This window comes from Pseudomonas sp. 8O (assembly GCF_902506495.1).
Classification (GTDB): domain Bacteria; phylum Pseudomonadota; class Gammaproteobacteria; order Pseudomonadales; family Pseudomonadaceae; genus Aquipseudomonas; species Aquipseudomonas chaetocerotis.
In genome coordinates this window covers 359,967-372,930 of record NZ_LR733263.1, presented here as the reverse complement: position 1 = coordinate 372,930, position 12,964 = coordinate 359,967, and the positions used below count along the sequence as shown (strand labels likewise).

Annotated in this window: 2 protein-coding genes; one reads left to right on the top strand and one right to left on the bottom strand. The window is 60.3% G+C overall.

What is annotated here, in order from left to right; translation table 11 throughout:
* Positions 1-33 precede the first annotated feature (33 nt).
* Positions 34-1,389, bottom strand: coding sequence for a TolC family outer membrane protein (locus tag GV002_RS01660; RefSeq protein WP_160016767.1), 1,356 nt, complete (start codon positions 1,387-1,389; stop codon positions 34-36).
* A gap of 445 nt (positions 1,390-1,834) precedes the next feature.
* Here GV002_RS01660 and GV002_RS01655 point away from each other — a divergent pair, with 445 nt between their 5' ends.
* Positions 1,835-12,919, top strand: coding sequence for a retention module-containing protein (locus GV002_RS01655; RefSeq protein WP_160016766.1), 11,085 nt, complete (start codon positions 1,835-1,837; stop codon positions 12,917-12,919).
* The last annotated feature ends 45 nt before the right edge of the window (positions 12,920-12,964 follow it).

Sequence of the window (12,964 nt, the reverse complement as noted above, 5' to 3'; positions counted from 1 at the left end):
GGTGGTCAATTTCTACTACTCCTCAAGCCGGTACTACTTCATATCCGGCAAACGTGCCTCGCTCTTCACTTCAGTGAGGGCTACAGCTTCCGCCGGGACCACGACCTGTTGCTGACGCAGCAGATCACCCATTGCCGCAACGACGCGGTACATCGAGAACTCTTCGCCATAGCGCACTTCGGTGTAACGGCGGTTGGCGGTGAACAGCTCGTTTTCGCTGTCGAGCAGGTCGAGCAAGGTGCGTTGACCCAGGCTGAACTGCTGCTGATAGGCCTCGCGAACCCGTGAGGTGTAGTCCGCGTAATCACGCGCCTTGGGGGTTTGCAGGCGAGCGTTCTCCATGGCGTTCCAGGCCAGTGAGAGGTTCTCGTTGAGCACGCGCAGCGCGTTGTTGCGGACGTCCATCGACTCGTTGATCTGGTGCGCCGCCGACTGCAGCCGGGCCTTGTCGCGCATGCCGTTGAACAGGTTGTAGTTCATCACCACCGCGGCTCGCCAGGTGTTGTAGTGACCCTCATCGCCCTGCACGTTGTCATCGGCCGATGTCGCCAGCTCCAGATCGAAGCGCGGGTAGAAGGGCGACTTGGCGACCTCGTACTGCTTCTCGGCGGCGTGGACGTCAGCCTGTGCCGATTTCAGGAATGGGTTGTTGTCCATCACGGTTTGCCGCGCGGCGAGCAGATCGGCGGGCATGCCGCCTTTGATCGAAGCCGGGCTTTCCAGCTGGTCCGGCAGGCGGCCCACGGCGCTGAAGAAGTTGGCTTCGGCATCGGCCAGGTTGACCTCTTCGGTGTAGAGGTTGTTCTGCGCCAGTGCCAGGCGAGCTTCGGACTGATCCAGGTCGGCAGTGCTGCCAACGCCCTGGCGGCTGCGCAAGCCGATCTGATCGTTGATGCGCTGGTGTGCCTGCAGGTTGTTGCGGGCCAGGGTGACCATTTCGCGACGCATCAGCACGTCGAGGTACACCTCGACGGTGCGCAGGGCCAGGCTTTCGGAGGTGCCGAGCAGGCGATAGGCCCGTGAGTTCACCACGGCCTCGGTACGTGCCACTTCATTGGGTGTATTGAAGCCGTCGAAAAGCATCTGTCTCAGTCGAAGTTCGGCATCGCGGTAGTTGAGTGTCTCCTTGTTGTGATCGCCCAGTGCGCGGGTACTGGGGCTGTCCGTCTGCTCGCGACCGTAGCCGACCAACAGGTCGACCGTTGGGAGATATCCCCCTTTCGCGAATTTCACGTCCTCATCCGATGAGAGTCGACTATTGGCGGCTGCGTGGATTTCCGGGTGATTGTCCAGCGTGCTTTGAATCGCTTCCGAGAGATTCATGGCGTGCGCCTGGCTGCAAACAGTCGCCAAAAGCATGGCGCTCCATAGCGGGGTCAAGGTGCGCATTGGCGTTTCTCCTGACTGAGTTCTTATCCTGTCGCCATTAAAATGGCGTTTTTGCCTGTAAAACCGTTTCAGGCTTGTAACATCAGAGCTAAGAACAACTTTTGGAGAACCTAAGATGTTTTTTTCACAACCTATATTCAGAAAAAATCTTATGAACTCTGCGAAAAGCAGCACATTGTTTGAACCTGTGAGCTGCGCAAACCCTCATTTTCCGTGGGTTGTGCAGCTGAAATGGGTTGTCAGGCATCACAGGGCGGGGATTCATCTGATGGAGTAGTTCGACGCATGTTGTAGTGACATTTTTTTGTCAGTAGCGTTTTTTGGATTTTGCGCCGTTCCATTTCAATCAGCTGTCTTGGGTTTCTCCTCGGCTTCGAAAAGGTGTTCTGACCCTTTCGGTAGGTACGTGTCGGCGGTGGTCGGCAGCCGTAGTGAGGATGGAATCATGGCTACTCTTATTGGTGTCGTCAGTCAGGTTGTCGGCGAAGTGTTCGCGGTAGCGAGCGACGGATCGCGCCGGCCGATCAGTGAAGGAGACCGGGTCTACGCGGGCGAGCAACTGGTAACCGGCGCCTTTGGCGCGGTGGCCATTGCCATGACCAACGGCCAGCAACTGACTCTCGGGCGCGACAGCAGCATGACGCTCGACGCGCAGATGCTTGCCACCAGTCCCGACTCGCAGACTCCGACGGCCGATGCGCCGCCCCCCGTTCCCAGCGATAGCGATCTGACCGACGTCGAGCGACTGCAGGCGGCGATCGAGGCCGGCGTCGACCCGACCCTCGAAGGTGAAGCCACCGCCGCCGGCCCGGGTGCGGGTGGTGGTGGTGCAGGCGGCGTCGGTGGCGGCCACTCCTTCGTGCTGCTCGGCGAGGTCGGCGGCGCACTCGACCCAGTGATAGGTTTCCCTACCGCAGGGCTCAGCACCGGCCCCGAATTCCCCGATGGCGAGCCGATTGTCGATCCGGATGACGCGGTGATACTCGAGGTCGACGGTGCCCCTACCGGGGGCGAGGCTATCAATGCAGTCGACGATGAGGGTTTGTCAGGCGGCATTGCCGACGGGCCAAATGATCTTCCCGGTGAGGCTGCTTCGGTATTCGGTATTTTGGGCTACAGCTTTGGTCCTGACGGCCCGGGTAGTTTCACCTGGAGCGCGGCTGGGCTGTCTGAGCTTGGGATGACTTCGGGGGGCGTGGCGCTTAGCTATGAAGTGAGTCTGGATGGACTGACGTTGATGGCTTTCGCTGGTGATCAGGAGGTCTTCACGCTCGAAGTCACTGACCTGTTGGCCGGTACTTACACATTTGAACTGCTGGCTGCGTTGGATCACGAGCCGCCGCTGCCCGGAGGCAGCGACGAGAACGATCTCTTCTTTACCTTCACCTACACCATTACGGACGGCAACGGCACCCCTGCGACCGGCAACCTGAGCATCATGGTCGACGATGACAGTCCCGAACTGGTCGAAAGCGAAGGTGAGCCTCCGGTCGTCGGGGGCCTGGTGCATGAGGATGCCCTGGGTAGTATCGGCAACGCCGAACCCGGCAACCTGCCCGCGCAAACCCATCAGCTCATGGGTGATCCGGGGGCGCTGGATGTGCTGGTCAACTTCGGGGCTGATGGGCGCGGGGGCTTCCAGCTGAGTACCGACCCTGAGGCGCTGACTGACTTGCAGGCGTTGGCCCTGACCTCGGCTACCGAACCGTTGGTCTATTCCGTTGCGGTCTCGGAAGATGGCAGCACGAGCACACTGACAGCGACTGCGGGTGGCGTGCCGGTATTCACCTTGGTCGTGACCAGCGATGGTGGCTATGTATTCACCTTGTCGGGGCCGATCGATCATCCACGCAAGGACGGAGATGATAGCGAACTGCTGGGCGACAAGGACCTCGCGCTGGACTTCTCCAAGCTGCTGATAGCCACCGACTACGACGGCGATGCAGTATCAGGTAGCTTCAACCCTGGCAGCTTCGTGATCGACGTGGAAGACGACGTCCCCGTGTTGGTTGAGGACACTGGCAAACACTGCCTTACCATCACGTATCAGGGCGGTGATGCGTCATACCTCAACAGTTATGGCTATTACATCAAAGGCCCGGATGGTGAGCCGATTAGCGGTCAGATCATCTGGGGCGACACCACCGGTCTGACAGAGGGCGACTCGATCACTCTTCACGGGCTCGACCCGAGTGAGGTTGGTTTCTTCATCATTCCCAATGGGGGCTTGAACGGCGCTACCAGCAACACCGAGGTAACCTTCCAGCTCGTGGAGGGGCAGTGGCAAGCCTTCATCGGCGATACACCCATCAATGGGGCCGGTGGTGCTGACGTATTGTTCGACAACCCAGCGTTGAACCCCGCTGGCAAGTCCCATGTTGACGACAATGCCGCGCAGGGCAACCAGAACTGGGAAGACGTCAACGACGGCAACAGTGACAACGACTACAACGATGTGAACATCCAGGTGGCATGGACCACCAAGGCTCCCGTCGGCGGCACGGTGCACGAAGACCAATTGGACACACCTTATCCAGGTAACCCTGAAGCTGGTCAGCGTCTGCTGATCAGTACGGAGGGTGGCGCTGGTAGTTTGATGGCGCTGGTGTCCTTCGGGGCTGACGGCCCTGGTGCATTCGGTCTGGTGGGCAGTGAAACGGTGGCAGAGGTACTGGGTGCCCAGGGCCTGACTTCTGGCGGTGAGCCGATGCTCTACAGCATCAGCACGACCACGGACCCTGACGGCAACCCGATTAGCACATTAACCGCGACGGCTGCCGCAGAAGTTGGCGGCTACCCGGTATTCACCCTGATAATCAACGCCGATGGCAGTTTCAGCTTCGAGTTGCAAGGACCCATCGATCATCCGAGCGATGATGGCGACGATAACGAGCTATGGTCGAGCGAAGGCGGCATCGGCCTCGACTTCACTCACCTGTTCACCGCTACTGATGGCGACGGCGACCCGCTACAGCTGCCTGAAGGCGCGAAAGGCCTGTTCGTCATCAAGATTCAGGATGACGTGCCGTTGCCGGCCCAGCCCAATCCGCAACAGCCGGTGGTCAGTGGGCTGGTGCACGAAGATGTCTTGGGTAACGGCAATGCCGAGCCCGGCAGCGAGCCTGAGCAGACCCGCACGGTTGAAGGTGATATCGGCGCATTGGATGTACTGGTCAACTTCGGAGCCGATGGTCGTGGTGGTTTCCACCTGAGTCAGGAGCCCGGTGCGCTGTCTGGACTGCAGACACTTGCCTTGAGCTCCGGTGGTGTTGCGCTGTTCTACGTCGTGTCTACGGATGGCACCACGCTCACCGCTACGGCTGGTGAAGGTGGCAGCGAGGTCTTCCGCCTCGAGGTGAATAGCGATGGCAGCTACCTGTTTACACTCAAGGGCGCGTTGGACCACGAGGAGGAGGACGGTATCGACTCCGAAACCCTTGGTGACAACAGCCTGGAGCTGGATTTCTCTGGTGTGCTGGTAGCCACCGATGGCGATGGTGATCCGATTGTCGATGGCTTTGCCAGCGCCAGCTTCGTCATCGACGTCGAGGATGATGTGCCGACCTTGAAGCCTGTCGATCCGCAGCAGCCTGCGCTCGGCGGTACGGTGCACGAAGACCTTTTGACCAGCCCGAACGCCGGCAACCCGGATGGCGGTACTCAAACACGGGTGGTCAGCACCGAGGGTGGTGCCGGTACATTGGCTTCGCTGGTCTCTTTTGGCGCGGATGGCCCCGGTGCTTTCGGGCTGGTCAACAGCGGCGACGCTGCTGCGTTACTTGACGCTCAGGGGTTGACCTCGGGCGGAGACAACCTGGTGTATGAGGTGGTTGAAACCCGTGTCGACGGCAAATTGGTCAGCACCACATTGACTGCGGTTTCCGCCGACAGCCTGGGCAATTACCCTGTTTTCGAGCTGAGGGTGAATGCCGATGGCAGCTTCCACTTCGAGCTGCAGGGACCGATAGACCACCCCGAGCAGAGCGACAACGACGGTGAACTGTGGTCTTCCGATGGCGTATTCGGTATTGACTTCACTCAGCTGTTCACCGCCACCGATGGTGACGGTGACCCGCTGCAGCAGCCGGAGGGTACCACTGGCCTGTTCGTCATCAATATCGAAGACGATGTGCCTGAGTTGGTGGTCAGCGAGCCGGACTACTGCCTGACCCTGACCTACAAGGGGGGCGATGCTTCCTACTCCAACAGCTACGGATATTACGTCAAGGGGCCGGATGGCGTACCCGTCAGCGGTGAGGTGATCTGGGCCAACACCACCTTCCTCAGTGCTGGCAGCAGCGTGACTCTGGAAGGGCTCAACCCCGATAGCGTGGGTTTCTTCATCATCCCCAATGGCGCCTTCAACGGTGTCAGTAACGGTACCGAGGTCACCTTCCAGCTGGTCGATGGCCAGTGGCAGGCCTTTGCAAACGGTAGCGCACTCAACGGTGCCGGAGGCGCGCCAGCAGTTTTCGACAACCCTGCGCTGAACCCCGACAGCAAATCCCATGTCGAGGACAACGCCGCGCCGGGCAACCAGAACTGGGAAGACGTCAACGACGGCAACAGCGACAACGACTACAACGACGTCAATATCAAGGCCACCTGGACTGCCAAGGCGCCATCTGCCATTGGTGGCACGGTGCACGAAGATAAACTGACGGCACCCAATGTCGGTAATCAGGAGGGCGGGCAGACGTTGGTTATCAGTACTGCTGGTGGTGCCGGCACGCTGGCTTCGCTGGTTGCCTTCGGTGCCGATGGTCCTGGCAGCTTCGGTCTGGTAGACGGCGCTACGGTCACTTCGCAACTCAACGAGCAGGGGCTGACCTCTGGCGAAAAACCATTGGTCTACATGGTCAGCGAAAACTTCGATGGCGACGGCATTCTGCTCAATACCACGTTGACCGCTATGGCTGCCGCAGACGTGGGTGGCTATCCGGTATTCACTCTGGTTATCCATGCCGATGGCAGCTTCAGCTTCACCTTGCAGGGGCCGATCGATCATCCGCAGGCCGATGGCAACGACAGCGAACTGTGGTCGAGCGACGGCCAGTTCGGCATCGACTTCACCCATCTGCTGGCGATCACCGATGGTGATGACGATCCGCTGAGCATCCCCGAGGGTGTCGGCGGTCTGTTCGTGATCAACATCGAAGACGATGTACCGACGCTGAGTCTAGGGGTCAACACTCAGGCACTGGCTCAACTGGAAGTGGCACTGGATGAAACCCGTGGCAATCAGGATCGTTACGCCGCCAACGATGACCAGAACCTGGGGTACACCAATGACGACAATGGTGCGCTGGCCAGGGTCACCACTCAGCTCGCTGGCGGCTTGACCTCGCTGTTCACCGTCGGCGGGGCGGCAGGGGCTGATGGCGAGGCTTCGCTCAATGGCACGCTGAGCTTCTCCGGGGTGCCGCCCCACGGGCTGGCCACGAACTTGTCGGCCACCGTTGGCGGTGCCATCCGGCTGTTCGTTGACCCAGCCAACAGTCAGGTTATCAAGGGTGTCGATGCCACTGGCGATACGGTCTTTACCATTGCCATCGTCACCGTCGATGGTCAGCCGCAACTGCAGACCACGCTGTTCGAAGCGATCCGTCATCCGCACAACGATCAGCGTTTCGACGAGGCGGTCGATCTGTTGATCAAACACCAGGGCTCATTGCAGCTGCAGTACCAGGTCACCCGTGTCGACGGTGATGGTGACGCGGTGACCCGTACCGCGAAGATCGAGCTTGCTGGCGGTAATTCGTCCTACTTCTCCTTTCAGGATGATGGTCCGAAAATCGGCAAGTTCGAGCTGGAGCATGGCGTCAAGCTCTACGTTGACGAGTCAGTTGGCAAAGGCGGCTCCAATCAGAACGAGCAAGGTCATGTTGCGCCGAACGATGAGCCCGACCATGGCAATGTGCTGGGGTATGCGCGAGTCGATGGCGAGGACCTTTTCAAGCTGATCGCCGATGGCGGTTCCGATGGCCTGGACAGCAGCCGTACCCGGTTCTCCCTGAGCCTTGCCGGCAATGCTGTGGACTCGGGGCTAAATGCCACGGCCGGTGGCGACATTCTGCTGTACAAGGAGTCCGATGGCAGCATCCTGGGTAAGGCCAATGGCGTTACTGTATTCAAGATCAGCGTCAACGCCGCTGACGGCAGCGTGACCCTGGTGCAATACAAGGCCATCGCGCATGGTGATACCGGCAACCATGACGAGCTGGCGCTACTCAAGGATGGCGTGCTGAAACTGAACGTGACCGTCTATGACAAGGACGGCGACTCGCAGAGCGCCAGCCTGGATCTGGGCAAGATTGTCGGTTTCGAAGACGACGGCCCGAAACTCACCAAGTTCGAGTTACGCCACGGTACCAAGCTGTACGTCGACGAATCGGTCGACACCACAGGTTCCAGCCAGAACGAGCAGGGCCATGTTGCGCCGAACGATGAGCAAGGCCACGGCGATGTGCTCGGCTACGCCAGCATCGACGGCAAGGATCTGTTCAGGCTCACCGTGGATGCGGGGTCGGATGGCCTGGACGCATCGCGTACCCGTTACCAGCTGAATCTGAGTCAGGACGGCGTGGACTCTGGGCTGGATGCCACTGCTGGCGGCGACATTCGCCTCTACAAGGACGGTGACGGCAACGTGCTGGGTGTCGCCGATGGCGTGACCGTATTCAAGATCAGCGTCAATGCCGGCAATGGCAGTGTGACCCTCGTGCAATACGAAGCCATCGTCCACGGCAAGACCAGCAACCATGACGAACTGGCACTGATTCGTGCCGGTGTGCTGAAGCTTGGTGTGACCGTCTATGACAAGGACGGCGACTCGTGGAGCTCTAACCTGGATCTGGGCAAGGTCGTCGGCTTCGAGGACGACGGCCCTTCCGCTTGCATCACCCAGGCGGCCCATGCGCTGGACGATGAAGGCCTGCCCAATGGCATCAATGGTGGTGAGGGTGATGTAACTGGGGCGAATACCACGGTCACCGGCACGCTGGTGTTCGACGCCGGCTCCGATGGTCTGCGTGGTATCGCCTTGTCCGGGCCGAGCGTGCTGGGCTGCGAGGATGTCACCTCGACCTGGAACGCCGTCACCAACACGCTGACCATCAGCAGTGCCGAGCGCGGCACGTTGGTGACCGTGGTGTTGACCGATCCGGCGCTCGGCAAGTACGAGCTGGAGTTGCATAAACCTCTGATGCATCCGGCTGGCCAGGATGAAAACGACATCAAGTTGCAGATCGGCTACACCGTGACCGACGGTGATGGTGATACCGCCGAGGGCAAGCTCGTGGTCAACATCGACGACGACACCCCGACCATTCAGGCCATGCAGCCGGGCTTCGAATCGCAGGCCACTTTCCTCGGCAGCGATGCCGGTTATCAAAACAGCTATGGCTATTACTCGCGAGATGCCGACGGCAATCCATCCGTGGGCAAGGTGATCTGGGCTGATGTGAAGGCGCAGGTGGCAGGCGCCACCTTCGATCTGGATGGGCTCGATCCGAGTGAGATCGGCTTCTTCATCATCCCCAATGGTGCAGCCAATGCTGCGCTGAGCAATGGTGCCGAGCTGACCTTCGAGCAGGATGTTGATGGCAACTGGCAGGCCCTGCTGGGCGGGGTGCCACTGACTGGCGCTGGTGGTGCCAACGTGCTGTTCGACCGTGCCGAGTTCAACCCGGGCGGCTCGCATCTGCAGGACAACGCCGAACCAGGCAACCAGAACTGGGAGGATCTCACCGACGCTCCCGACTATGACTACAACGACGTCAACACCAACGTTACCTGGGGTATGCCGCTGCAGGTGGACGAGACCTACCTGGGTACGCCGGATGCAAGCGTCAGCCGCAACTTCAGCTCGGCCTTCAACGGCGAGTATGGTGCCGACGGCCCTGGCTCCCTGGTCTATCAACTGGTGATCAAATCGCCAGACTCCGGGCTGGTCGATACCGAGAGCGATGAAGCGGTCAAGCTGGTGTTCAATGGTTCGGTGCTCGAAGGTCGTACCGAAACCGGCAATGAGCTGGTCTTCACCCTGAGGGTCGATGCTGCAGGGCTGGTGACCCTGACGCAACTGAGGGCCGTGGTTCATCCCACTGCCCAGCCGGATGAACTGCATCTGCTGGGAAGTGACAAGATCGGACTGCAGGCCACCATCACCGATGCCGACGACGATCAGGCCTCGGCCAGTATCGACCTGGGCCAGGTGCTGGGCTTCCGTGATGACGCACCGATGGCGGTCAACGATGAGATTGCCGGTGAGGTCTCACGCACGGCGGTCGATCAGGTCGTCGGCAACATCAACGCTCTCATCGGCAACGACAACTTTGGCAACGATGGCAAGGCAAGCGTCTCGCCGGTGCAGATCATCGGCCAGGGCAGTCAGGGCGGTACGCTGGTCATCGATGCCGGCGGCAATCTGGTCTACAGCGCCGGCAGTGGTGCCAGCGCCGGTTCGGAGGTGTTCACCTATCAGATCACCGACGGCGATGGCGACGTTTCCACGGCCACCGTGACTCTCACGCTTGGCGGCAATGACCCGGTCGGCGGCCAGGCTTCCGGCAGCGTCGACGAGGATGGCTTGACCCATGGGCTGGCCGGAGGTCCCAACGACCTGGCTGGTGAAGCCACCACGGCTGGTGGTGCGCTCGGTTATCAGGTGGACAGCTTCGGTGGTTTCGCCTGGGATGCCAGTGGTCTTGGCAGCCTGTCTTCAGGCGGTTCGGCGCTCAACTATCAGCTCAGTGCTGATGGCAAGACGCTGAGTGCGTTCGATGCCGGTGGCAATCCGGTCTTCACCCTCAGCCTGACCAACTCGGATACCGGGCAATACAGCTTCAAGCTGTTCAAGCCGCTCGACCATCCGGCACCAGACGTCGATGGTACGGCAGACGAGAACGACCTGAACCTGGCCTTCTCCTACACGCTCTGGGACTCTGCTGCGCCTTCGGCTCCGGCCACGGGTAGCCTGACGATCACGGTGGATGACGACTCGCCGGCCACGCCCGACGACATCGCCAAGTCTGCCAGCGAGCCGCAAGGCATCCAGACCAACCTGATGGTCGTGCTGGATCTGTCAGGCAGCATGGACGAAGCGCCGTCGGGTGTCAGCGGTTTCAGCAGCAAGCTGGCGCTGGCCAATGATGCCGTGCAGCGTCTGATCGACAGCTACGACAACCTCGGTGACGTGATGGTGCGCATCGTCACCTTTGCCAATACCGCCAGTGCGGTGGGCGAAGTCTGGATGACCGCCGTCGATGCGAAAGCCTGGCTCACCGACCTGGCCAATAACGCCGGCAATGGCTCGACCAACTATGACGATGCGCTGATCGAGGCGATGGATGCCTATGGCTCGCCCGGCAAGCTGACCGGCAGCGAGGTGCAGAACGTCTCCTACTTCCTTTCCGATGGTCAACCAACCCTGTCCAACGCCAACCCGGGCAACAACAACAGCGGGAGTCAATACAACCCGGAACTGGGCGACGGCATCGGTACCGGCGAAGAGGCGGACTGGATCGCCTTCCTCACGGCCAGAGGCATCAAGTCCTATGCGCTGGGTATGGGGCTGGGCAGTGACCTCGACAAGACCTTGCTCAACCCCATCGCTTATGACGGCAAGGCGGGCGTCAACACCGATGGCATCCTGGTCTCCAACCTCAATCAGCTCAACGACACCCTGCAAGGCACGGTGACGGGGACGGTGATCTCCGGCAACCTGATCAGCGAAGGCAGCAATGGCTTCGGTGCCGATGGTCCGGCTCTGCAGCCAATCGCCGCGATCACTCACAACGGTGTGACGTACACCAGTGAGTCGGCTGCCTACGATGAGGCGAGCCATACGCTGACCTTCAACACGGCAGGTGGTGGCTCGTTCAGCGTCAACCTGGTCAGCGGGGCTTACACCTACATCGTCAATGACGATATCGCCGAAGATGTGACGGATACCATCCGCTACACCCTGATCGACCGGGACGGTGATGCGGTATCCGCCGACCTGAATCTGACCATTACCGACAGTAGCGAGGTCTATGCCTACGACAACTACAACCAGGCGATCGTCGGGCAGAAATGGGTCACGCCCGACCCGGTAACCAAGGTACTGGCGGACTTTTCCAATACCAGCAATTCGGCGTCTTCCGGGCCCAACTACAACCCCTGGATATTCGATACCAGCAACAACACTAACGTGACAGGCGATGAAACCACGGTGATCACGCAAGCCAGTGTCCTGGATGTTTCGGGTAGCAAATGGGGCGTGACCGCAATCAGCTCGTCCAATGGCGTCAGCGTGCAGAACAGTACCCTGCAGCTCGTCGACAGCAATCGTAATGCCGGCGTCAGTACCAAGGCTGCAACACCGACCTTCGAGGTGGCCGAGGGCAACACTGCCAAGGTGTCTTTCAACCTGGGCAATATCAGTAACTTCAGCAGCAGCGGTTCGGGAGACCAGTTCACCTGGACGTTGTACAAGCAGAGCGGCAGTGCCTGGGCGCTGGTGCAGAGCGGCACCCATGCCTCCAGTAACTCGACTACCGTCACCAGCAACAGCGTGGGCGAGGGTACTTATCGCCTCTACCTCGAGGTCAATGATCGCACCAACAACAGCAGCAGCTTCCGTGTCCGGGTAGACAACATCACCCTGATCACCGTGGCTGCTGCCATGCTGGTCGACACGGCCACGGCGGTAGCGGGCAACGTGCTGACCGATGCCAACAACTACCTCTACAGCGACCATCCATGGGGCGCGGTGGACAGCAAGGGGAGCGAGGGGGCGACGCTCAGCGTGCTGGACAACGGCAGCTTCGTCGCCGTGGGCACCTCGAAAACCATCGACGGGCAGTGGGGTAGCCTGCTGTTGCACAGCGACGGCGCCTATATCTACACGCCGGATCCCGACTACGCCAACCTGGGCCGGGAAGATGTCTTCACCTATCAGCTGACCCAGCCCGACGGCGATGTCAGCACGGCGCGTCTGGTGGTCGGTATCGGCTCCAGCGCTGCAGTGCAACCCAATGTGGTGATGGGCAATGACGCGCTCAACGACACCTTGCTGGGCAGTGAAGGCAGCGACGTGTTGCTCGGGCTGGGTGGCAACGACACGCTCGACGGTCTGGGTGGCAATGACCGTCTGGAGGGCGGTGATGGCAATGACACCCTGGTCGGCGGCAAGGGTCACGACATCCTCATTGGCGGTGCCGGCAACGACACCTTCGTGTGGAACGTCGATGATCGCGGCGGCAGCTATCACGATATCGTCAAGGACTTCGGCAATGGCGAGGATGCACTGGATCTGTCCCAGCTGCTGCAGGGCGTCACTGACCCGGGGAGCGCCGATGTGTTGACCCAGTACCTGAGCTTCGACTTCGTCAGCGATCCGGGCAGTACGGTGATCAACATCGCCAGCGCAGGAGGTGGCACACCGGTGGATCAGACCATCACCTTGGAGAACACCATCCTCTCCGGTGGCAATACTGCGGATATCATCCAGGGTATGCTGGACCAGAATCAGTTGGTCGCCTGAGGTGTAAGGGAGGCCGTCAGCGCTGCGCTGGCGGCCTTTCAGGCA

Coding starts and splice junctions, on each gene's coding strand:
- GV002_RS01660 (WP_160016767.1), bottom strand. CDS start 1,389: ATGCGCACCTTGACCCCGCTATGGAGCGCCATGCTTTTGGCGACTGTT.
- GV002_RS01655 (WP_160016766.1), top strand. CDS start 1,835: ATGGCTACTCTTATTGGTGTCGTCAGTCAGGTTGTCGGCGAAGTGTTC.